Here is a 23,196-nt window from a genome sequence, read left to right as displayed (position 1 = left end):
GTCGTCGGATAGAGTGCCCCGTGCGGCAGTGGCGGTCTATCCGATGTTCATGAATTCGACCCTAGGGTCGAGGCGAGAGCTCGGCAACTCGCCGAGGCGGACTTTGCCGTCCTGACCAGTAATTACCACCGAGCATAAGCTCCCTCCAACTTCGATGAGGCCTTCGCCTCTATGCGCAAACTGCGGAGCCTTTTCAGCGAGGTCCTGGACGGAAACGAAAAAGCCCGGACGTCTCCGCCCGGGCCGATCCGATATTGAAGCCGACGAAAGACTACGCAGCCGTGGCGAACGCGTCTTCACCCAACGCCATCATGCTGTCAGCACCGCTTTCGAGCTTGTGGCGCAGCGCGCCGACATCGGGCAGGAAGCGATCCATGTAATAGCGCGCGGTGGCGAGCTTGGCTTCGTAGAACGCCTTGTCCTCGGTGCCGTCCGCCAAAGCGGCCTGCGCGACCTTGGCCATACGGAGCCACATCCAGCCCAGAGTTACGATGCCCATGATATGCATGTAGTGATGCGCGCCTGCACCGAGGTGGTTGGGGTTCTGCATCGCATTGTTCATGAACCACATCGTCGCCGCCTGCTGCTGTCCGAGCGCCTTTTCGAGTTGCTCGGCCATCGCGCCGAGATTCTCGTCACCCTTGGCAGCCGCGATTTCGTCACCGACCGTCTTGAAGAAGGCCTGAATCGCGGCCCCGCCCTTGCTGGCGAGTTTGCGGCCGCACAGGTCCATAGCCTGCACACCATTGGTGCCTTCGTAGATCTGGGCGATGCGCGCGTCGCGAACGAACTGGCTCATGCCCCATTCCTCAATGTAGCCGTGGCCGCCGAAGACCTGCTGCATATTGGTGGCGACTTCATAGCCCTTGTCGGTGCCGTACCCCTTGATGACCGGAGTCAGCAGACCGATCATCTGGTCGGCTTCGGCGCGCTCCTCTTCGGTTTGCGCCTTATGGGTCAGGTCGACCTGCAACGCGCCCCACAGGCACAGGGCACGCATTCCTTCGGTAAAGGCCTTCGCATCCATCAGCATACGGCGCACGTCCGGGTGGACGAAAATGGGATCGGCCTGCGCTTCGGGTTCGGCCGGGCCGGTCAGGGCGCGGCCCTGGCGGCGGTCGAGCGCATAGGCAACCGCGTTCTGGTACGCAACTTCCGCCTGGCTCAGCCCCTGGATCCCGACGCCGAGGCGCGCGGCATTCATCATAATGAACATCGCGGCGAGCCCCTTATTCTCCTCGCCGACCATCCAGCCTTTCGCCCCGTCATAGTTTAGCACGCAGGTCGAATTCGCGTGGATGCCCATCTTGTGTTCGATCGAGCCGCACATCACGCCGTTGCGCTCGCCCACCGAACCATCTTCGTTGACGAGGAATTTCGGCACGACGAAGAGCGAGATGCCCTTGGTGCTATCGGGCGCGCCGGGTGTCTTGGCCAGCACGAGGTGGATGATGTTCTCACTCATGTCGTGCTCGCCGGCAGAGATGAAGATCTTGGTGCCGGTTATCGAATAGCTGCCGTCGCTCTGCGGTTCGGCCTTGGTCCGGATCATACCCAGATCCGTGCCGCAATGCGGCTCCGTCAGATTCATGGTGCCGGTCCATTCGTTGGAGATCATCTTCGGGAGGTATTTCTCCTTCTGCTCCTGCGATCCCTTGGCGATGAGGGCCGAGACCGCGCCGTTCGTAAGGCCCGGATACATGCCGAAAGCCTGGTTGGCGCTGGAAATGAATTCTTCCAGCACGAAACCCAGCACGTGCGGCATGCCCTGCCCGCCGAATTCTTCCGGCTGCGACAGCGTTCCCCAGCCCGCCTCGCGAAACTTGTCGAATGCTTCCTTGAAGCCTTTGGGGGTGGTGACCGACCCATCGTCATGCCGGACGCATCCCTCCTGATCGCCCGACTGATTGAGCGGCGCGAGAACCTCCGCACAGAACTTGCCGCCTTCATTCAGGACCGCGTCGGTCACATCGGGGCTGACCATCTCGAAGCCCGGCAGATTTCCATAGCCGGCGAGATCGAGCAGTTCGTTGACGACGAAGCGGGTATCGCGGGTGGGCGCTGAATAGATGGGCATCGGCGTGTCCTTGGATTTTTTTTGGGGAGTTTAGGTGAAAATCTTGCAGGCGGGATCAGTCGAAATCGAGAGTTTCGATGTGTTCGATGAACTCGGTGAGTTCACTGATCGAACTGTCGATATCGTCCCGCTGTTCCTTGAGCTTGGCGACATGCGCTTTGCACTTTTCAATCGTGACGCGACGCTGCTCCACGCGACCATCGCCGAGATCGTAAAGATCGATCATCTCGCGAATCTCGGTCAACGAAAAACCGACATTCTTGGCGCGCATAATCCATGCAAGCCGTGCGCGGTCGCGTTTGGAATAGATACGCGTCAGGCCGACCCGCGACGGCGCGATCAGGCCCTCGTCTTCGTAAAAGCGCAAGGCTCGTGCCGTGCAGTCGAACTCGCTAGTAAGGTCCGAGATCGAATATTGCTCGCGACCGAGTTCGTCCGGCCGTTCGATATGGGCACCGGCATGACGCCGGTCGCCCGTTTCGGAAGGAACATCCTTGGGAAGCGGCTGTGTCATGCCCCTTCCATAATCGCACGTTTACGTAAGCGTCAAGTCTTGACGGGTTCGAGAACACCCTTGTCGAGACGCCGATAGAAACAACTGCGCGCTCCGGTGTGGCAAGTCGGGCCTGCCGGCTCGCACGCCATGACAAGCGCGTCCTGATCGCAATCGACCAGGATTTCGCGCACTTCGAGAACATCTCCGGATGTCTCGCCCTTCTTCCACAGCCTACCGCGCGAACGAGAATGGAAATGCGCGAAGCCCGTTGCTTGCGTGGCCTCCAGAGCCTCGGCATCCATGAAAGCGACCATCAACACCTCGCGCGTTTCATGATGGACGACGACCGCGCTCAACAGCCCCTTCTCGTCGAATTTGGGCATAAAGGTTCTGCCCGCTTCACGTTCGGTCGCTTCGCTCATCAAGGCGCCTTTCGATGTGTTCCCGAACAAGGCGTTTGTTGCATTATAACCACAAAGTCGACCCAAAATTGGGAACATCGGTAGATGACTGTTTGATAAAGGCCTTTTTTGAGGAACAAACGGCCTTGCAGGCAAGTGAGGCCTGCCCACCGGAGCAGCGGCGTCGCAGAGCGCCAGGTTCAGGGGGTCAATGGATCCGCTGCCGCGAACGAGGGTGTACGTGGCGCATCCAACAACGATGAGGGATGGACCGAGGTGCATGCTGGGGGGCTGCACCGCCGCCGCAAGGTAGGTCCGGTAATATTCGTCACGTGGCGCCCGGGATCGCAAGGTTCCGGGCGTTTCGTTTGCCGGTTACTTCCCGCGCAATCTTAGTTCGCAAGCGCTTCGTCGAGTACTCGCGAGAAACAGGCGATCGTCACCCGCCGGGCGCCGGCTCGCTTGAGCGCCTTGACGCAGGCCGTGCTGGTCGCCCCGCTGGTGAGCACATCGTCGACCAGCAGGATATCGCGGCCAGCGATCGCCATCCTGCGCCTGGGATTGACCCCGATCGCCCCAGACAGCGCCCTTGCCCGCGCCTTGCGCCCGAGCCCGCCCAGGCTCGGTGTCGGCTTCGTGCGGAGCAGAGCGTCGACCTGCATGGTTCCGTGCCCGGCTTTTTCCAGTTGCCGACCGAGCAAGACCGCCTGATTGTAGCCGCGCTGCCACAACCGGCGACGGTGCAGGGGCACGGGCACGATCACCCGGCTGTCATCCGGTTCTGGCAGTCGCGCGGCGATAAGCCTGGCCAGCATCGGTGCGAGTGCGATCCGGCGGCCATGCTTGAGGGCCAGCACCAGCTTGCGCGATACCTCGGTGTAGAGCGTGGCCGCCGCGATCCCGTCATGCACGGGCGGATGGGCAAGACAGACCGCACAGGTCGCGCCTTCGCCGGGGCCGCGATCGCCGAACGGCCTTTGACAGCTTTCGCAGCAGGGATCGGACGGGATGACCAGTTCGTCCCAGCATTCGAAACACAGCCCCCCCTGCTCGCCGACCGCACTGCCACAGGCAGGGCAGCGGGGCGGATAGACGAAATCGAGCAGCGGCGCGAAGCTGGCGGCGAGGAGGCGGCTTGTCGACACATTCGCATGCTGCCCCGCTTGCGCGAGGCTGGCAAGCGCGGCAGGGCGTGGCCCGATGGCAAGCCAGGTACCTCCGCAGATTTTCTCACGCCGCCGAAGGATCGCCGGATTGCGCCGCGCCCGCGTGAGGCAGGCCAAGCGCGATGCGGCGCGCTACATCCTCGACGACATGGTGGAGGACGTGCTCGACCGGCTCGAATTCATCCGTATGTCGCCGACGCGCGTTATGGTTATCGGCGACTGGACCGGGACGCTGGCCCTTTCGCTGCGCGGCGGCGGATCGGATGTAACCGAACATGACGTCGCCACGCTCGACGAAGAACATCCGGTCGAGAGCGAGTCCTACGACCTCATCGTCAGCCTGTGCTCGCTCGACCGGGTGAACGATCTTCCCGGCGCGCTGCTCCACCTGCGCAATGCGCTGGCGGAAGGCGGGATGATGATCGCCAGTTTCCTTGGCGCGGGAAGCCTCGTCAATCTGCGCCGCGCCATGCTGGCCGCCGAGCCGGACAGGCCCGCGGCCCGCATGCATCCGCTGGTCGACAATCAGGCGGCTTCCGCGCTGATGCAGCGGGCGCTGTTCAAACGGCAGGTGGTCGACAGCCGCACGCTCACTGCCTCCTTCGGCTCGCTCGACCGGCTGGTGTCGGACCTGCGCGATCAAGGCCTGGGCAGCGCCTTGGCAAATCCGCCCCCTGCTCTCGACAAAGCGGCGAAAGCGCGTGCGGGGGCAGCGTTTCTGGACACTGCCAACGATCAAGGTCGGGTTCTCGAAAGTTTCGAGATACTGACCTTAACAGGCTGGAAAAATTAATTTCTTTCTATTTTTACAGCCCATAAAAGCTCGGCATTTCGGGCTGAGCCCCCCGGCTTTGCGGGGATCAGTCTTTCAGGCTCGCCTGTGCCGCTGCCAGTCGCGCGATCGGCACCCGGTAGGGCGAGGCGCTGACGTAATCGAGCCCGGTCGCCTCGCAGAAAGCGATGCTGGCGGGATCGCCCCCATGTTCGCCGCAAATGCCCAGCTTGAGCCCGTCGCGTGTGGCCCTGCCTCGCTCCGCCGCCAGTTCGACCAACTGCCCCACCCCGTCGATATCGAGGCTGACGAAGGGGTCGCGGGCGAAGATGCCCTTGTCGACATAGGTCGTCAGGAACCGTCCCGCATCGTCGCGGCTTACGCCGAGCGTGGTCTGGGTGAGATCGTTGGTGCCGAAGCTGAAGAACTCGCCCACTTCGGCAATCTCGCCCGCCATCAGCGCGGCGCGCGGCAATTCGATCATCGTGCCGACGAGGTAATCCAGCCTGCAGCCCGAGGCTTCGAACACCTCGCCCGCGACACGATCGACCACTGCCTTGAGCAGCTCCAGCTCGCGCCGCGTGGCCACCAGCGGGATCATGATTTCGGGCACCGGAGCTTCGCCGCTGTCCCTGGCGACCTGGCAGGCCGCCTCGAAGATCGCACGCGCCTGCATCTCGTATATCTCGGGATAGGTGATCCCGAGGCGGCAGCCGCGATGGCCGAGCATGGGGTTGAATTCGTGCAGTTCGCCCGCGCGGCGACGAAGTTTGTCGATGTCGACACCGGTGGCCGCGGCGAGATCCTCAAACTCGGCATCGCCATGCGGCAGGAACTCGTGCAGTGGCGGGTCGAGCAGGCGGATCGTGCACGGCAGCCCGGCCATGACTTCGAAAATGGTCACGAAATCGCTGCGCTGTTCGGGCAGCAGCTTGTCGAGCGCGGCGCGGCGGCCTGCCTCGGTATCCGCCAGGATCATCTCGCGCACCGCACTGATCCGGCTCGCATCGAAGAACATGTGCTCGGTCCGGCACAGACCGATGCCTTCGGCGCCGAACTGACGCGCCATGCGGCATTCGGTCTCGGTTTCGGCATTGGTGCGGACCTTCATCCGGCGATGCCGGTCGGCCCATTCCATCAGCGTGGCGAAATCGCCCGCGAGTTCAGGCTCGATGGTCGCGACTTCGCCCGCCATGACCTGGCCGTTGGCGCCATCGATGGTGATGACGTCGCCTTCCTTCAATTCGCGCGAGCCGATTGCAAGCGTGCGCCCTTCGCGCGCGATCGAGACCTGCGAGGCGCCCGAAACACAGGGTCGGCCCATACCGCGCGCAACCACGGCGGCGTGGCTGGTCATGCCGCCGCGTGCGGTCAGAATACCGGTCGCGGCGTGCATGCCGTGAATGTCCTCGGGGCTGGTTTCAACGCGGACTAGGATAACCTTCTCGCCGCGATTGGCCCATAGCTCCGCCGTGTCCGCATCGAGCACGATCTTGCCGCTGGCCGCGCCGGGCGAAGCCGGCAGGCCCGTGGTCAGCACATCGCGCGGCGCATCCGGGTCGAGCGTCGGGTGAAGCAACTGGTCCAGCGCCATCGGGTCGACGCGCAGGATCGCGGTTTTCTCGTCGATCAGCCCTTCATCCACCATGTCGACCGCCAGCTTGAGCGCCGCCTTGGCGGTGCGCTTGCCATTGCGGGTCTGCAGCAGCCACAGCTTGCCCTGCTGCACGGTGAACTCGATATCCTGCATGTCGCGATAGTGCTTTTCGAGCAGGTCGAAGAGATGCGCCAGTTCGGAAAAGGCCTCGGGCATGGCTTCCTCCATGCTCGGCTTGTCGGCCCCGGCTGCCTCGCGCGCCGCCTTCGTCAGATATTGCGGCGTGCGGATGCCCGCGACCACATCCTCGCCCTGCGCATTGACAAGCCACTCGCCATAATAGGCCTTCTCGCCGGTCGAGGGATCGCGCGTGAAAGCGACGCCGGTGGCACTGGTTTCGCCCATATTGCCGAAGACCATCGCCTGCACATTGACCGCCGTGCCCATGTCATGCGGTATGTCGTTTAGGCGGCGATAAATCTTGGCGCGTTCGGTATCCCAGCTATCGAACACGGCGCTGATCGCACCCCAGAGCTGTTCGACCGGGTCCTGCGGAAACGGCTTGCCCAGCTCTTCCTCGACGATGGACTTGTACTGCGCGACCAGGGCCTTCCACTCTTCGGCGGAAAGCTCGGTATCGGCGTAATAGCCATTGTCTTCCTTGGCGATTTCGAGCGCTTCCTCGAACAGGCCGTGATCGACGCCGAGCACCACGTCGCCATACATCTGGATAAAGCGGCGATAGCTGTCCCAGGCGAAACGTTCGTCGCCGCTGGTCCTGGCAAGGCCTTCTACCGTCTCGTCGTTGAGACCGAGATTGAGCACGGTGTCCATCATCCCGGGCATCGACACCGCCGCGCCCGAGCGAACCGAGACGAGCAACGGATCGGCGGCATCGCCGAAATCCTTACCCACGGTCTTCTCGACATGGTTCAGCGCCTCGACGACGTCGCTGCGCAGCTTCTCCGAAAAGTCCGAACCGCCCGCGAGATATTTGAGGCATTCCTCGGTCGCGATGGTGAAGCCGGGAGGGACAGGCAGGCCGATGCTGGCCATTTCGGCCAGATTGGCTCCCTTGCCGCCGGTCACGGTCTTGTCCTTCTGCCTTGCGTTCGTATGCGGCGCGTCGCCGCCGAAGGTGAAGACTGTTTCCGACATGAAAGCTCCTGTCCGGGTGCCTGTAGGTGACACGAAGTTACAGGGGTGTCACCCTATTTCCAACAAAAGAAAGCACCTGTTTTCAGGTGCTTGTCATACATCTCGGTGCCCAGGGTGACAGATCGGCCGACTTTTCTTCCCTACACCCGGAACACGGCCGACCTAACCCTCGATACGCGAGAAATCGGCCACTTTGTGCACTGCAGCACGAAAGGCTGCAAGCAGGTTGAGGCGATGTGCCCGCTTGTTTTCTTCATCCGCGTTTACCGTCACTTCATCGAAGAAACGGTCGATCGGGGCGCGAAGACCTGCAAGCGCCGCCATCGCGGCCGAGAAGTCTTCCACCTCGATCGCCTTGGCGGCCTCCGGTTCCGAAGTCGCCAGAGCATCCATCAGCGCCTTTTCCGCCGGTTCGGGCGTGTAGGAAAGCTGTTTCGCCTTGGCGGCTGCGGCATAGATTTCACGCATTTGCGGGTCGTCGACATTTTCCAGCGGGTCCTCGTCGCCGGTATGTTCGACTGCAACCCCGTCATTCCCGCGAAGGCGGGAATCCCGCTTGTCTTCTGCGGTCGCGTCCGAAGGCAGCGGGAGCTCCGCCTGCGCGGGGGTGACGGCAGAGGATTTGAGCCAGTCTTCCTTCTTGAGAATGTTGGCCGCACGCTTGTAGCCAGCGAGCAGATTTGCGCCGTCTTCACTGTCCATGAAGGACTGGAGCGCCTTCACCCGGGCGAGCAGGCGGACGAGATCGTCCTCGCCGCCAAGCGCGAAGACCGCATCGATGAGGTCGTGGCGGACGCCCGCTTCGCGCTGCTGGACCTTGAGGCGGTCTATCAAAAGGGCGCTGAGTCCTTCAGCAACTATCTCTTGTGGAACGATAATTGACTTGATCCCAGGGGTCGCGCTTCCTGAAGCTGCGATCAATTGAGAGCCTACATGGATCTTGAAGTTTTTTGAGTCCTCGAAATCGAACACGACTTTATCGCGATCACGGACCAACTCTAGCCAGTATTCGTGACGCGAAACGTCCTTGAAGAAATTGTCGCCGATGACGCTTAGTTGAGCCATCCAAGCAAGCGGCTGAAACGCCGCCAAAAACATGGACTCCGTAGAACCGCGGAGACCCGACGATCGAATGAGAGATATAACGCCAAGGATGGCACGGCGAAGAGCGAACGGATCCTTTGAACCACTCGGCCTCTCATCGATTGCGAAGAACCCCGCCAGCGTATCCAGCTTGTCCGCCAAACTTACCGCCACCGTCACCGGCGCAGTCGGCACTTCATCGCCCTGCCCGACCGGCTTGTAGTGATCGCGTATCGCGTCGGCGACTTCGTCGGGCAGGCCCTCGGCGCGGGCGTAGTAGCCGCCCATCAGGCCTTGCAGTTCGGGAAACTCGCCGACCATTTCGGTGACGAGGTCGGCCTTGGCGAGGCGGGCGGCCTGTTCGGCGAGGTCGGCCAAGGAAGCCCCTTCCCTCGAGGGAAGGGGTTGGGGATGGGTGTTCGACGTCTGCGAGGTGGTACCCCCCACCCCCGGCCCCTCCCCCGTGGGGAGGGGGGCATCGGTGACGATACCCTCTTCCACCAGCCACCTTGCCAGCTTCGCCACACGGTCCACCTTGTCGGCGACCGTGCCCAGCTTTTCGTGGAAGGTGATCCGCTCCAGCCCGCTGGCATGCTCCGCCAGCGTTTTCTTGCGGTCGACGTCCCAGAAGAAGCGCGCGTCGGACAGGCGGGCGGCGAGGACCTTGCGGTTGCCGTCGACCACGCGCGCGCCGCCGTCTTCCGCTTCGATATTGGCGGTGCAGATGAAGGCGTTGGCGAGTTCGCCCTTGTCGTCCTCGCACACGAAATACTTCTGGTTCACGCGCGCGGTGAGCTGGATCGTCTCGGGCGGGACCTCGAGGAAATCCTCCTCGAACCGGCCGAGCAGCGGGACGGGCCATTCGGTGAGACCGGCGTTTTCGATCACCAGCCCTTCGTCCTCGACCAGCTTGAGACCGGCTTCGGAAGCAACCTTGGCCGCGCCCGAGCGGATCAGGTCCTGCCGTTCCTCGTGGTCGACGATCACATGGCCGGCGCGCAGCTTCATCGCGTAATCGTCGGCATTGCCGATGGTGATGTCGCCCGAATGGTGGAAGCGGTGGCCCAACGTGACCGCGCCGGAGGTGACGCCATGCACCTCGCATTCGATCACGTCATCGCCCAGCAGCGCGACGATCCCCGACAGCGGGCGCACCCAGCGCAAGCTCTCGGTGCTGATCGAGGCAGCACCCCAGCGCATCGACTTGGGCCAGCTGAAGTCGCGGATGATCGCGGGGATCGCTTCCGCCAGCAAATCCCTCGTCACGCGGCCCGGGATGTTCTTGACGGCGAAGTAGGTCGCCCTGCCCTTCACATCGCGCTCTTCGAGATCGGAGCGATCGACGCCTGCCTTGCGGCAGAACCCCTCAAGCGCTGCATCGGGCGCGCCGACCGGCGGACCCTTCAATTCCTCGCTGACAGCCTCGGTCGCTTCCGGCAGGCCGCGCGCAATCAGCGCAAGACGGCGCGGGGTCGACCAGACGGTGATGTCGCCCGACGTGACACCGGCAGCTTCCATTTCGCGGCGGAATAGCTTTTCCAGTTCGGCGCGCGCACCGGCCTGCATGCGGGCGGGGATTTCTTCGCTGCGCAGTTCGAGGAGAAAGTCGCTCATTTCGACCACTCCGGATATTTCTCGGCCCACACGGGCGCTTCCTTTTCCATATGCGCTTCGCACGATCCGCGCGCGAGGTCGCGGACCCGACCCATATAGCTGGCGCGTTCCTGCACGCTGATCACACCGCGCGCCTGCAGCAGGTTGAAGATGTGGCTCGCCTCCACCGCCTGCTCGTAAGCGGCGATGGGCACGTCGTTGGCGAGCGCGTTCTTGCACTCGGCCTCGGCCTTGTTGAACAGGTCGAACAGAGCATCGGTCTCGGCGACCTCGAAGTTCCACTTCGACATCTGCTTCTCGTTTTCGAGGAACACGTCGCCATAGGTCACGAGTCTTTCGCGTCCTACCGCTTCGCTACTTGAGGACGTGCCCCCGTTGAAATTCAGGTCGTACACATTGTCGACGCCCTGAATATACATGGCGAGGCGTTCGAGCCCGTAGGTCAGTTCGCCCGCAACGGGCTTGCAGTCGAAGCCGCCCATTTGCTGGAAATAGGTAAACTGGGTCACTTCCATCCCGTCGCACCAGACTTCCCAGCCAAGGCCCCAGGCCCCGAGCGTCGGGCTTTCCCAGTCGTCTTCCACGAAGCGGATATCGTGCCTCAAAGGATCGATGCCGATGACTTCGAGGCTCTTGAGATAGAGGTCCTGAATGTCCGGCGGGCTCGGCTTGAGGATTACCTGATACTGGTAATAGTGCTGCAGCCGGTTCGGGTTCTCGCCATAGCGGCCGTCGGTCGGGCGGCGGCACGGTTGCACGAAGGCGGCGTTCCACGGCTCGGGGCCGAGCGCGCGCAAGGTGGTCGCCGTATGGAAGGTGCCGGCACCCATGCGCATGTCGTATGGCTGAAGGATAAGGCACCCCTGCGCGGCCCAGAAATCGTGCAGCGCGAGGATCATGTCCTGGAAGGATTTTTGCGGATTGCGGTCCATGGCGCGGGGCAATGGCGCAAGCGAATTGCACGGTCAATGCCGCAGCGCGGCGACAGCAGCACACACCGCTCGAGCATCCGGCTTGGCAAATACTACGCCGTCTCGCTATCGCGGGAAACCAATCCAAAAGGAATCGCAGCGCATGACCCGTCCTACTGTCCGCCAGGCCATTGCCTGCCTTGCCCCGCTGACGCTCGCCCTGCAGGGATGCGCGGCCTATCCCGAAACCGATGTCGCGACTGCGCCCGTCGCGGCGCAAGCGGCTGTCGCTAAAGGGCCGGGGCTGTGGAAAGTCGCCGACGAGGACACCACGATTTACCTTTTCGGAACGGTCCATGCGCTTCCCGAAAGCGTCGAATGGTATCAGGGGCCGATAGAAAGCGCGCTGGCCGCTTCGCAGGAGCTGGTGACCGAAATCCCCGATGGTGCCGCGAAAGACCCGGCATCGCAGCAAATGGTCATGGCCAAAGCCTTGCTGCCCGCCGACGAATCTCTGCGCGATATTCTCAGTGAACCGGATCGGACGAGTTACGAGATCGCGCTGACCAGGCTCGGCCTGCCGCCCGCGGCATTCGATCGTTTCGAACCCTGGTTCGCGGGCATGACGCTGGCCGTGGTTCCGCTAATGCAGGCGGGCTATGCCGCCGAAAGCGGTGTGGAAACGAAGCTGGAGGAGCTGGCGCCTGCCGATGCGGCGCGCGGCGCATTGGAGACGCTGGAGTGGCAGATCGAACTTTTCGACACGCTGCCGGTCGAATCGCAGCTCGCCTTTCTGATGGCGTCGGCGGACAATATCGACGAAGTCGTTCCGATGATGGACCGGATGGTTGCCGAATGGCTCGAAGGCGATGCCGATGGTCTGGCGGCGCTCATGAATGAAGGGCTGACCGATCCGGTGCTGGCCGATGCCCTGCTCTATCAGCGCAATAAACGCTGGGCAGAGTGGATCGACGAGCGGCTCGATCGGCCCGGCACCGTGTTCATCGCGGTCGGCGCAGGCCACCTTGCCGGTCAGGACAGTGTGCAGGATTATCTCACCGGCAGCGGACTGACCGTGACGCGGGTACAGTAACCGTCCCATGTCCGGTCAGGCGTCATTGCAGGCTTGCCAGCGCCACCGAACCATGCACTCGAACAGCATGACCTCGCGCTTTCTCCTCGGCCTGACTGCGGCCCTGACGTTCCTGCTGGCCGCGTGCGGCAAGCAGGCGGATACCGCCAAGCCCGAAGGACCTTATCCCGCTTTGTGGGAAATTGCCGACGGGAATGGCGCTACCGAAGGCTGGATGTTCGGCACGATCCACGCCCTGCCCGATGGCACCCGATGGCGCTCCGAACGGCTCGATACGGTGGTGGGCCAGGCCGACATGCTGGTGGTGGAGGTCGCAAATCTCGAGAATGGCGAGGCGCTTTCCGCCTTGTTCGAGCAGATGGCCTATGATCGCCCGGCCGGACCGATCGCCGAACGGATCGATCCCGAGCTGCGCGGCGAGTTCGAGGAACTGCTGGTCAAGGCCAAGGTGCGGCGCGGCTATTTCGATCCCATGGAAAGCTGGGCTGCGGCGCTGGCGCTGGCACAGGTGGCGCAAACGGCGAAGGCCGAAAACGGGGCCGATCGCGCCCTGCTTGCCGCATTCGACAAACGCGAGGTGGTCGAACTGGAGGGCGCACACGGCCAGCTTGCGATCTTCGACAGCTTGCCCGAAGACGAGCAGCGCGATCTGCTCAATGCGGTTCTGGAAGAATCGCGCGATTATCAGGGCGAGATCGGGACGCTGGCAAACGCCTGGCTGGAAGGCGATACCGAACGGCTTACGCAATTGACCCGTCGCGGAATTCTGGCCGACCCCGAACTGGTGCAGGTGTTGCTGCGCGATCGCAATGCCGATTGGGCGGCGCAGATCGAAAACCTTCTCTCGGCCCGCGACAAGCCGCTGATCGCGGTCGGCGCCGGGCACCTGCTGGGCGATCATGGTTTGCCCGCCCTGCTCGAAGCCCGTGGATATACGGTCCGCCGGATCGAATAGGGCGCCCTGCCCCGCACCTTCGCGCTTGCTTTTCACGCACGCCCTGCTAAGCGCGCGCCCTTCGGCACCATGGTCATCCCTGGAGGCGTGGTGGACCGAACATGTAACCAAACGTATTTCGAAAGGTAAGCGACATGAGCGATGCTCTGACCCTGCCGGCCGAGACGCGCGAACGGGCTGGCAAGGGAGCCTCCCGTGCACTGCGTCGCGAAGGCCGCGTCCCCGCCGTGATTTATGGCGGCAAGGAAGAACCCACGATGATCCACGTGGAAGCGAAGGAACTGGTCCGCCAGCTCGGCACCGGCCACTTCATGAACTCGATCGTCGAGATCGAGCTCGGTGGCAAGAAGATCAAGACGCTTCCCAAGGATGTGTCGCTCCACCCCGTCAACGATCGTCCCGAACACGTCGACTTCTTCCGTCTCGCAAAGGGCGGCAAGATCGAAGTCTCGGTTCCTGTCGTATTCCTCAACGAAGAAGCCAGCCCGGGCCTCAAGAAGGGCGGCGTTCTCAACGTGGTCCGTCACGAACTCGAACTGGTTTGCGAAAACGACAAGATCCCCGGCGAGATCGAAATCGATGTCACCGGCAAGGAAGTTGGCGATTCGATCCATATCAGCGAAGTGACCCTGCCCGAGGGCAGCGAAAGCGCGATCACCGATCGCGACTTCACCATCGCCACGCTGGTCGCTCCCTCGGCGCTCAAGAAGGCCGAAGGCGACACCACGCAGGAAGGCGACGAGGTCCAAGAAACCGAAGTCACCGAACAGAACGCCGAAACCGTCGAAGGCGAAGCCGACCAGTCCGACGACTGATCCGCACTTCCGGTATCGCAATCGAAGCGCCGGTCCCGCAAGGGGCCGGCGTTTTGCTTTTGGGAACAGCGAAGCTAAGGGGCGCGCATGCAGATCTGGACAGGCCTCGGAAACCCCGGACCCAAATACGCGCTTCACCGGCACAATGTCGGCTTCATGGCGGTGGACGTCATCGCGGAAACATACGGATTCGGCCCGGTGCAGAAGAAGTTCTCGGGTTGGGTGCAGGAAGGGCGGATCGGGCACGAGAAGATACTGCTTCTCAAACCGGCGACCTTCATGAACGAAAGCGGCCGTGCGGTCGGTGAGGCGCTGCGGTTCTACAAGCTCCAACCCGATGCGCTGACCGTCTTCCATGACGAGCTCGACCTGGCGCCCTTCAAGGTGAAGGTTCGCCGGGGTGGCGGCCTTGCCGGTCATAACGGACTGCGTTCGATCAACCAGCATCTCGGCCCCGATTTCCGCCGCGTCCGGATAGGCATCGGACATCCAGGCTCGAAAGAGCGCGTGCATGGTCACGTTCTGGGCAATTATGCGAAGTCGGAGATGGACCCGCTGGCCGCAATGCTGGGAGCTATCGCGGCGGAGGCCGAATGGCTGGCAAAAGACGACGATCCCCGTTTCATGAGCGAGCTTGCCCTGCGGATGTAAGGAGCTTGTTCACCACTTGCGTCGTAACTGTCCCACCAAGAAACAGTCTGGATACGGCCAGTGCGTCGGATACCATAGTGCGATAGCCGGTCTTTCCTGACCACGGAGAATTCAAGAATGCGTGTTTGCCAGATTGCACTCGTTTGCGCTTCGTTACTGGCGGCGGCTACACCGGCCGCTGCTCTTACAAAGCCGCCAAGCGAACCCGGCGGAGGCGGAGGCACTTCCGTACCCGAACCCGGCGCTCTTGCAATGATGGGAACCGGCGTTGCGGGATACGGCGCAGCGGTTGCCCTGTATCGCCGCAAGAAGCGTAAACAGAAGAATTAACGCGTAGAAGAATTAGCGCATAAGCGCCGCCAGCACCGGGAAACACACCCTTGCTAGCGGCGCCGATCGTCGTTCGAAAGAAGAACGCACTAGGCCCGAACCGCTGGCCATTTCCTCCGCCACGGGGCATCATGCGCGCGAGAGGAGACGAACGATGCCCGATCTCACCCGCCGCACCCTGCTTGCCGGAGCCGCCGCCACCGGTGCCCTGGCCGCGACCGCGTCGCTGGCCCAGACCGACCAGCTCGACACCGCACCGATACTGACGGGCAAAGCGATCTTGATTACCGGATGCTCGTCCGGTTTCGGGCGGTTGATGGCGGAAGACTTCGCGCGCAAGGGCGCCAGGGTCTTCGCTACCATGCGCAACCTGCCTCGTCCCGAAGCCGACGAATTGCGCGCACTGGCCGCTGCGGAAAGCCTCGATCTCCATGTGATCGAGATCGACGTCACGGACGATGCCCAGGTTGCCGCGGGCGTTGCCGAAGCCGAACGTATCGCGGGTGGCGCGCTCGATGTCCTGGTCAACAATGCGGGTATTTCCACCGCCGGACCGATCGAAATCCAGGACATGCAGGCCACGCACTCGCTGTTCGATACCAATGTCTATGGCCCGCACCGGCTCGCCCGCGCAGCCCTCCCCGCGATGCGGGCACGCAAAGCGGGGCAGATTGTCAATGTGACCTCGCAGCTCGGACGCGTCATCGTGCCGGGATATGGTCAATATTCGCCCACCAAATTCGCGCTAGAGGCGATGAGCGAGCAGATGGCCTATGAGCTGGTGCCGCATGGCATCGACGTGACGATCATCGAGCCGGGCGGTTATCCGACCAAGATCTGGGAGAATGCCAATCGCCTGACGATTGCCCTGCTCGACCGCGCCGACGAAACGCACCTCGCGGGGTATCCGGCGATGATCGACCAATTGCGCGGGCGCGGTGGCGGCGGCGGATCGACCGATCCGATGGACGTGCCCAATGCCATCGCCGCGATCATTGCGATGCCGCCCGGCACACGCCCGCTGCGCAAACCCGTTCACCCAGGCCCCAAACCGCAAGTCCCGATCAACGAAGTCAGCGCAAGTGTGCAGGTGGGCTGGCTTGGCGAGTCGCCCTACGGCCCGATGATCCGGGCCGTGCACAATGTCTGACGCGGGGGACGTCTCACGCTCTGGCAATTCGTGAAGGGGGCGGCTAAGGCGCGCGCCACACACTTTTTCCGGAGTTTCTAATGGGTTTCCGTTGCGGGATCGTCGGCCTGCCGAATGTCGGCAAGTCCACCCTTTTCAATGCATTGACCGAAACGCAGGCCGCGCAGGCCGCGAACTATCCCTTCTGCACGATCGAGCCGAATGTCGGCCAGGTTGCCGTCCCCGACGAACGGCTCGACAAGATCGCCGCCATTGCCGGATCGGCCAAGGTGATCCCGACGCAGCTTGCGTTCGTCGATATCGCCGGTCTGGTAAAAGGCGCGAGCCAGGGCGAAGGCCTCGGCAACCAGTTCCTCGGCAATATCCGCGAAGTCGATGCGATCGTCCACGTGCTACGCTGCTTCGAGGATGACGACATCCAGCACGTCGCCAATAAGGTCGATCCGCTGGCCGATGCCGAAGTGGTCGAAACCGAATTGCTGCTCGCCGATCTGGAAAGCCTTGAAAAACGCGTCCCCGCCGCGGCCAAGCGGGCCACCGGCGGCGACAAGGAAGCCAAGCTGATGGCATCGGTTCTCGGGCAGGCGCTGGACCTGCTCAAGGACGGCAAGCCCGCCCGCCTCACCGAGCCGAAGGACGAGGAAGAGGCCCGCGTGTTCCGCCAGGCGCAACTGCTTACCGCCAAACCCGTGCTCTATGTCTGCAATGTAGCCGAAGAAGACGCGGCTACCGGCAACGCGCTGTCCGAACAGGTCTTCGCCAAGGCTGCCGCCGAAGGCGCGGAGGCTGTCGTCGTTTCCGCCGCTATCGAAGCCGAACTGGTCGCCATGCCGGCCGAAGACCGGGGGGAATTCCTCTCCGAGCTCGGCCTCGACGAAAGCGGCCTGAGCCGCGTGATCCGGGCTGGCTACAAACTGCTCGGCCTGCAGACCTTCTTCACTGCCGGTCCGAAGGAAGCGCGCGCCTGGACCTTCCCCGTTGGCGCCAAGGCACCGCAGGCCGCTGGCGAAATTCACACCGATTTCGAGCGTGGCTTTATTCGAGCTGAAACAATTGCCTTCGATGATTACATCGCTCTCGGCGGTGAAGGCGGTGCGCGCGAAGCGGGCAAGCTGCGGCAGGAGGGCAAGGATTACCTCGTCCAGGATGGCGATGTGATGCTGTTCAAATTCAACGTCTGAGGACACCCCCATGAACCGGATCGCCGCTGCTCTCGCCCTTGGCCTTGCCAGCGTTCTCGTCGGGTGCGCTACCTATGCCGAACCGCCGATCGCCAGCGCTCCGGTCGAACAGCGCGATCCCGTTACCCTTCTCGTATCGATCGACGGGTTCCACCCGGACTATCTCGAACGCGGATTGACCCCCACCCTCTCCCGTCTCGCGGCGGAAGGGGCAAGCGCCGCGATGCGCCCGTCCTTCCCTACCAAGACCTTTCCCAACCATTGGACGCTGGTAACTGGGCTGGTGCCCGACCATCACGGCATCACCGCCAACCGGATGGAAGATACCGGAAGGCCGGAAGCCCCCTTCACCATGGCCACGGTCGATCCCTATTGGTGGAGCGAAGCGAAGCCCGTCTGGGTTGAGGCCGAAGAGGCAGGCATTCGCAGCGCGGCCATGTTCTGGCCCGGCTCGGCCGTGCCCTGGGGCGGCACCGCCGTACGCTACGGACCAGTCGCCGACGGCATCATGGCGAGCGACTGGCAGGCCTTCAGCATGCAGGTATCGAACACCCAGCGGGTCAATTCGGTGCTCGACTGGTTGCGGCGCCCCGCCGATATCCGGCCGGAATTCGTGACGCTCTATTTCGACACCGTCGACAGCGCCGGCCATGGCGGGGGGCCGGAGAGCGAACAGATCGACACCGCCCTGCGCGATATCGACAGCCATATCCGCGATCTCGTTGCCGGTCTCGAAACGCTCGGCCAGCCCGCCAATCTGGTGATCGTCTCCGATCATGGCATGGCCGCGACGGGTTCCGACAAGACGATCGTGCTTGCCGATATCGTCGACCCCTCGCTCTATCGTCTGGTCGAAGGCGGCGCCTATGCGACCTTCGAGCCGACCGAAGGTAACAGAGCGGCGCTGGAAGCCGCGCTTCTACGCGAACACGATCGGATGGAATGTTGGCGCAAGGGCGAGATCCCGGCCCGCTATCAATATGGGACGCACGACCGGATCCCGTCTTATTTCTGCCTGCCCGAAACCGGCTGGACGATTTCGGCCACCGCTTCCGGTACAAGCTGGAGCGGCGGAAACCATGGCTATGATCCCTTCTCGCCGGAAATGGCCGCGCTGTTCATCGCACACGGTCCCGCATTCCGCAGGGGGGCAACCTTGGCACCGTTCCAGAACACTGCGGTCGCGCCGCTGCTGCGCCATCTGGTCGGGCTTCCTCAGGCAAGCCGCGCGGACGGCGATTTGGCGGATGTCGCACCGGCGCTCGCGGCGCAAAATTAGGGGTCGACCGGAACGAGCGCGCTCCCTCCCCGTTGCCATTCAAAGTTCAACGGGGAGACGACCGTGGTCGATAAATCGGAAAAGTTCAGTACGTTGGTGCGCGTCGGCTATTTCAGCCGCGCCATTCTCTATTCGGTTCTCGGCCTCATCGCGCTCACCAGTGCAGGCAAGATCGGCCAAGGCACCAACGGCATTTTCGAGGCGATCCACGAATTCCCGCTCGGCACCGCGATTCTCTGGCTGATGGTCGTGGGATTGTTCGCCTATGCCCTGTTTCGATTTGCCTCGACCTTCTTCGATATCGAAAATCACGGCAGCGACACCACCGGCTGGGCTCATCGTATCGGGCACGCGGGCAGCGCCATCGGCCACCTGGCACTGGCCTATTCCGCGTATAAATTCGCCACCTCCGGCAGCGACAGCGGTAGCGGCGCACAGGATGCGGCTTCGGGCGTTCTCTCGATGGAATTCGGCGGCGCATTGCTGGGCCTCCTGGGAGTTGCCTTTTTCGTCACTGCCGTATTTCAGGCGAAGAAGGGGCTCACGGGCAGCTTCATGAACCGTATCAGTGGCGCGGCCCCTTCTCAGACACGGATGATAGGGGGCATCGGCTATGTCGCCAGGGCAGTGGTGTTCCTCGTGATTGGCTGGTCGTTGTTCAAGGCCGGCTTTCTGTCTGGCTCGGCCGGTCAGATCAAAACGCTGGGCGATGCCGTCGCCAGCTTGGCCGGAGAAGGCGTGATCTTCACTCTGGTTGCCATCGGACTGCTCGCATTCGGTCTCTTCAGCCTCGTGCTGTCGCGCTACAGGATTATTCCGGACATGGGCTCCGACGGTCGGGTTCCGCAATTTCGCGCTTGACTTGATTTATACCCCCTGGGGGTATATCTGGCGCGCATGGAAAAGACCGCCACACTCTATCGAATGGTGATGGACAAGCATGTCTGTCCCTATGGAATCAAAGCCAAATGGCTGCTGGAACGCGAAGGTTACCGGGTCGAGGATCATCACCTCAGCACCCGCGAAGAAACCGACGCGTTCAAGCAAAGGTTCGATGTATCGACGACGCCGCAGGCTTTCATTGCCGACGAGCGTGTCGGAGGATACACCGATCTGGCCGAACATTTTGGACGTGCCCGCGATCCGGATGCGACCAGCTACCGCCCCGTGATCGCGGTCTTCGCCGTTGGCGCCGCCCTCGCCATTGCCCTCAGCCAGTTCGTATTCGGAACCCCGTTGACGATCCGCACCGCCGAATGGTTCGTGGCATTTTCCATGGCCATGTTGGCCATGCTGAAGCTGCAGGACGTGGAACAGTTCTCGACCATGTTCGTCGGCTACGACCTGCTGGGGCAGCGCTGGGTTCGCTATGCCTATGCCTACCCCTTTCTCGAGGCCGCCGCAGCCGTCCTGATGGCGGGCCGATTGCTACCCTGGCTGTCGATCCCCATTGCCCTGTTCATCGGCACGGTCGGGGCTGTCAGCGTGTTCTATGCCGTCTATATCCAGAAGCGCGAAATCAAATGCGCCTGCGTGGGCGGAAGCGCCAATGTGCCGCTCGGGTTTATCTCGCTGACCGAAAACCTCGCGATGATGGGCATGGGAATTTGGATGTTGCTTCGCCCAGCATTGTGATCCATTGCAATTTGCAATGCAGTTCTACGAAGACATCGAGATCGGGCGGGAGCGCGCCTTCGGCCAATATCAGGTTACGCGGGAAGAGGTGATGGAGTTTGCCTCCAAATACGATCCGCAATCGTTTCACCTCGACGAGGAGGCGGCAGCGCAGACCCATTTCGGCAGGCTGTCCGCGAGTGGCTGGCATACCTGCTCGATGACCATGGCGATGATGGTCGAGAATATGAAACAGGAGAAATCGGCCGGTCTCGGATCTCCGGGCATCGACCATCTGCGATGGAAAAAGCCGGTCTATCCCGGGGACACTCTGCGCTGCGAGACGGAGGTGATCGAAAAGCGCCGCAGCCAGTCACGACCTGAGATGGGCATTTTCAAAACCCGGATCAGGACGCTCAACCAGCATGACGAAGTCGTGCTGGAAATGCAGTCCAACGGATTGATCCGTACGCGCGATCCCAACGGGGCCGACTAGCCTAACCTAGTCTAGGCTAGCCTAGACTAGGCTCCGCATTGGGCGATGCCGTCCTTGCGGTAGACGATCTGGTCGGCCGCATCGCGGATCGTCAGCGTCGCGGGAAAATCGCTGACTTCCTCGCCCACCTGCTCACCCTCGGCCTCATCCAGGTCGAGCGTCATGGAATATTCCGTTCCGTCATATTTGCGCCGCGCGAGATAGGGCAGTTCGGCGCTGCCCTTGTCCGCAGCCAGCGTCATCAGTTCGGTTCCGCGCAGGAAATGCCCGGTCTCCGCCATGGCCAGGGCGACCGCCGACAAACCGCCGCCTTCGGGCGCGAAACTGCATCCGGCGCCATAAAGATCATGCTGTTCGATTTCCCGATACCGGATCGCGCCGAGATCGAGGTTTTCGGGCGCCGGTGTCTGGTTGGCCTTCACCTCGGCCACGGCGGCCTGCCGTTCCTCCTCGGTCGGTTCGTTCGAGCAGGCGGCCAGTGCCACCACAAGCAAGAGAATTCCGGCGCGCATCAATGCCTCCCGAAGAGTTTCTCGACGTCGTCCATCGACAGTTTCACCCAAGTCGGGCGGCCGTGATTGCACTGGCCCGAACGCGGTGTACGCTCCATTTCGCGCAGCAGGGCATTCATTTCTTCGACCCGCAACACGCGGCCTGCCCGGACCGAACCGTGGCAGGCCATGGTCGCAAGCACGAGATCGAGCTTCTCGCCCAACAACAAGGCCTCGCCATTGAGGGCAAGATCGTCGTCGATATCGCGGAGCAGTTTTTCAGGATCGGTCCGCGCGATGGCATGCGGCAGGCTGCGCACCAGCATGGCCGACGGCCCGAAGCGTTCCAGCGCGAGCCCGTGCTCGGCAAGTTTCGGTGCGGCTTCCTCGAGCCTGTCGCAGCTCGTCTCGTCCAGTTCGACGACTTCGGGGATGAGCAGTGCCTGGCTTCTTGCCACCGCCTCTTCCGCCCCGGCAGCGCGCAACCGTTCGAGCACGAGCCGTTCATGCGCCGCATGCTGATCGACAAGCACCAGCCCGTCCTTGGCCTCGGCAACGATATAGGTGTTGGCCACCTGCCCGCGCGCGATACCGAGTGGATAGTCTTCGGTGTCCTGGGCGACCGGCGCCGCCTCCTCGGCGCGGCCATGCGGCTCGGCCATGACGTCCGCCTCCACCGCGCGCCACGCCGTATTCGCTTCCGACACGCGATGCTGCGGGCCGGACCAGTCCCGCCCGTTGAAGATCGAGCGAAGCGCCGGAGCCGGTTCGTCCCCGGCAGGCTCCTGCTGCCAGCGGGCCATGGCGCCCGCATCGGGGGTTTGCGCGCTGCGCTTGTCGCCCGTGGCCAGCGCCTGTCGCAAGCCCGAAACGATAAAGCCGCGCACCCCCTGCGAATCGCGAAACCGCACCTCGGTCTTGGCCGGATGAACGTTGACGTCGACATCCTCGCACGGAAGGTCTAGGAACAGCGCGAGCACCGCATGGCGATCGCGGGCCAGCATATCGGCATAGGCACCGCGGACCGCGCCGGTCAGCAGGCGGTCTTTCACCGGGCGGCCATTGACGAACAGATACTGGTGGTCGGCAACGCCGCGATTATAGGTTGGCAGGCCGGCAATCCCGGTCAGCCGCATCGCGCCGCGTTCCATATCGATGGCGACCCCATTGTCCTTGAGTTCGCGGGCGATCAGTTGCGCCACGCGGTTTGCAAGCCCTTCCCCGCCCTGCAGTCCGAATATCCGCCGATCGCCATGGTCCAGCGTGATTGCGATATCGGGCCGCGCCATGGCGAGCCGAAGGACCACATCCTTGCAGGCGGCATATTCGCTGCGCGGTGTGCGAAGGAATTTGCGCCGGGCCGGGATTTTGCCGAAGAGGTTTTCCACCCTTACCCGCGTACCCGGTGGCAGGGCAGCCGGGCCTTCGGTCACGGTTTCGCCGTGATCGACAACCCGGCGCCAGCCCTGTTCCGCATCATGCGGGCGGCTTTCCAGGGTGAAGCGCGCAACACTGGCAATGCTCGGCAAGGCTTCGCCGCGAAAGCCCAGGGTGGACACCTGTTCAATCGCATCGTCGGCCAGCTTGGATGTGGCGTGACGTTCCAGCGCCAGGGCCATCTGTTCGGGCGACATCCCGCATCCGTCATCGGTCACCTCCAGGCTGTCGAGACCGCCTTCGACCAGCTTCACGGCAATGCGCGAAGCCCCCGCGTCGATCGCGTTTTCGACGAGCTCCTTGAGCGCGGATGAGGGCCGTTCGACCACTTCGCCGGCAGCGATGCGATTGACGAGATTTTCAGGCAGGCGGCGGATTTCTGGCATGGGCAATGAAGTGTAGCGGTGAAGTGTCGCGAATCCGAGATGG

At 62.8% G+C, this 23,196-nt stretch carries 21 protein-coding genes; 12 read left to right on the top strand and 9 right to left on the bottom strand.

The window, feature by feature from the left end:
• Positions 1-271 precede the first annotated feature (271 nt).
• The 4 genes from L5849_RS01000 to L5849_RS00985 form a co-directional block, all read right to left on the bottom strand.
• Positions 272-2,077: an acyl-CoA dehydrogenase C-terminal domain-containing protein gene (locus L5849_RS01000; RefSeq protein ID WP_236923944.1), complete on the bottom strand. Its 1,806-nt coding sequence runs from the start codon at positions 2,075-2,077 to the stop codon at positions 272-274.
• 55 nt (positions 2,078-2,132) lie between these two features.
• Entirely contained in the window at positions 2,133-2,591 is a 459-nt protein-coding gene (locus L5849_RS00995; protein WP_115416729.1) for a MerR family DNA-binding transcriptional regulator, read from the bottom strand.
• Between the two features lie 32 nt (positions 2,592-2,623).
• Positions 2,624-2,995, bottom strand: a complete 372-nt coding sequence (gene hisI / locus L5849_RS00990) for a phosphoribosyl-AMP cyclohydrolase (protein ID WP_234041393.1) — start codon at positions 2,993-2,995, stop codon at positions 2,624-2,626.
• A 371-nt stretch (positions 2,996-3,366) separates the two neighbouring features.
• Positions 3,367-4,119: a ComF family protein gene (locus tag L5849_RS00985; RefSeq protein ID WP_115416727.1), complete on the bottom strand. Its 753-nt coding sequence runs from the start codon at positions 4,117-4,119 to the stop codon at positions 3,367-3,369.
• A gap of 55 nt (positions 4,120-4,174) precedes the next feature.
• Between L5849_RS00985 and L5849_RS00980 the strand changes: the two genes are divergently transcribed.
• Positions 4,175-4,933: a class I SAM-dependent methyltransferase gene (locus L5849_RS00980; protein ID WP_236923941.1), complete on the top strand. Its 759-nt coding sequence runs from the start codon at positions 4,175-4,177 to the stop codon at positions 4,931-4,933.
• Positions 4,934-5,000: 67 nt separating this feature from the next.
• On the opposite strand, the gene ppdK is transcribed toward L5849_RS00980, so the two are convergent.
• The 3 genes from ppdK to L5849_RS00965 all read right to left on the bottom strand — a co-directional run bounded on the left by ppdK (position 5,001) and on the right by L5849_RS00965 (position 11,296).
• On the bottom strand, positions 5,001-7,667 hold the full coding sequence (gene ppdK, locus L5849_RS00975) for a pyruvate, phosphate dikinase (RefSeq protein WP_236923939.1): 2,667 nt from the start codon (positions 7,665-7,667) through the stop codon (positions 5,001-5,003).
• 162 nt (positions 7,668-7,829) lie between these two features.
• Positions 7,830-10,364: a glycine--tRNA ligase subunit beta gene (glyS, locus tag L5849_RS00970; protein WP_236923937.1), complete on the bottom strand. Its 2,535-nt coding sequence runs from the start codon at positions 10,362-10,364 to the stop codon at positions 7,830-7,832.
• Entirely contained in the window at positions 10,361-11,296 is a 936-nt protein-coding gene (locus L5849_RS00965) for a glycine--tRNA ligase subunit alpha (RefSeq protein ID WP_115417887.1), read from the bottom strand. The genes glyS and L5849_RS00965 overlap by 4 nt, the downstream gene beginning before the upstream one ends.
• 142 nt (positions 11,297-11,438) lie before the next feature.
• Here L5849_RS00965 and L5849_RS00960 point away from each other — a divergent pair, with 142 nt between their 5' ends.
• The 11 genes from L5849_RS00960 to L5849_RS00910 all read left to right on the top strand — a co-directional run bounded on the left by L5849_RS00960 (position 11,439) and on the right by L5849_RS00910 (position 20,839).
• Entirely contained in the window at positions 11,439-12,368 is a 930-nt protein-coding gene (locus L5849_RS00960) for a TraB/GumN family protein (protein ID WP_236923936.1), read from the top strand.
• 67 nt (positions 12,369-12,435) lie between these two features.
• Complete coding sequence (locus L5849_RS00955; RefSeq protein ID WP_162814928.1) at positions 12,436-13,323, top strand: TraB/GumN family protein; 888 nt, start codon at positions 12,436-12,438, stop codon at positions 13,321-13,323.
• Positions 13,324-13,457: 134 nt separating this feature from the next.
• Positions 13,458-14,138, top strand: a complete 681-nt coding sequence (locus L5849_RS00950) for a 50S ribosomal protein L25/general stress protein Ctc (protein ID WP_115416723.1) — start codon at positions 13,458-13,460, stop codon at positions 14,136-14,138.
• A gap of 87 nt (positions 14,139-14,225) precedes the next feature.
• The gene (gene pth / locus L5849_RS00945; protein ID WP_236923935.1) at positions 14,226-14,789 is read left to right on the top strand and encodes an aminoacyl-tRNA hydrolase; all 564 of its coding nucleotides are present in this window, start codon (positions 14,226-14,228) and stop codon (positions 14,787-14,789) included.
• Between the two features lie 117 nt (positions 14,790-14,906).
• Positions 14,907-15,119, top strand: coding sequence for a PEP-CTERM sorting domain-containing protein (locus L5849_RS15870; RefSeq protein ID WP_255703647.1), 213 nt, complete (start codon positions 14,907-14,909; stop codon positions 15,117-15,119).
• A 154-nt stretch (positions 15,120-15,273) separates the two neighbouring features.
• Positions 15,274-16,269, top strand: coding sequence for an SDR family oxidoreductase (locus tag L5849_RS00935; protein ID WP_236923934.1), 996 nt, complete (start codon positions 15,274-15,276; stop codon positions 16,267-16,269).
• 80 nt (positions 16,270-16,349) lie between these two features.
• Positions 16,350-17,450, top strand: a complete 1,101-nt coding sequence (ychF, locus tag L5849_RS00930) for a redox-regulated ATPase YchF (RefSeq protein ID WP_236923933.1) — start codon at positions 16,350-16,352, stop codon at positions 17,448-17,450.
• A 10-nt stretch (positions 17,451-17,460) separates the two neighbouring features.
• Complete coding sequence (locus L5849_RS00925) at positions 17,461-18,729, top strand: ectonucleotide pyrophosphatase/phosphodiesterase (RefSeq protein WP_236923932.1); 1,269 nt, start codon at positions 17,461-17,463, stop codon at positions 18,727-18,729.
• 63 nt (positions 18,730-18,792) lie between these two features.
• Positions 18,793-19,590, top strand: a complete 798-nt coding sequence (locus tag L5849_RS00920) for a DUF1206 domain-containing protein (RefSeq protein ID WP_115416719.1) — start codon at positions 18,793-18,795, stop codon at positions 19,588-19,590.
• Between the two features lie 36 nt (positions 19,591-19,626).
• Entirely contained in the window at positions 19,627-20,364 is a 738-nt protein-coding gene (locus tag L5849_RS00915; RefSeq protein ID WP_236923931.1) for a MauE/DoxX family redox-associated membrane protein, read from the top strand.
• Positions 20,365-20,380: 16 nt separating this feature from the next.
• Positions 20,381-20,839 (top strand): MaoC family dehydratase, encoded by a 459-nt coding sequence (locus L5849_RS00910; protein ID WP_236923930.1) that lies wholly within the window; start codon positions 20,381-20,383, stop codon positions 20,837-20,839.
• A 26-nt stretch (positions 20,840-20,865) separates the two neighbouring features.
• Here L5849_RS00910 and L5849_RS00905 read toward each other — a convergent pair whose 3' ends face one another.
• Positions 20,866-21,351: a hypothetical protein gene (locus tag L5849_RS00905; protein WP_236923929.1), complete on the bottom strand. Its 486-nt coding sequence runs from the start codon at positions 21,349-21,351 to the stop codon at positions 20,866-20,868.
• Entirely contained in the window at positions 21,351-23,153 is a 1,803-nt protein-coding gene (mutL, locus tag L5849_RS00900; RefSeq protein WP_236923928.1) for a DNA mismatch repair endonuclease MutL, read from the bottom strand. Before mutL ends, L5849_RS00905 begins: the two co-directional genes overlap by 1 nt.
• Positions 23,154-23,196 lie beyond the last annotated feature (43 nt).

The sequence above is a fragment of the Erythrobacter sp. SN021 genome, assembly GCF_021864455.1.
This window is presented reverse-complemented; position numbering and strand designations above follow the sequence as displayed.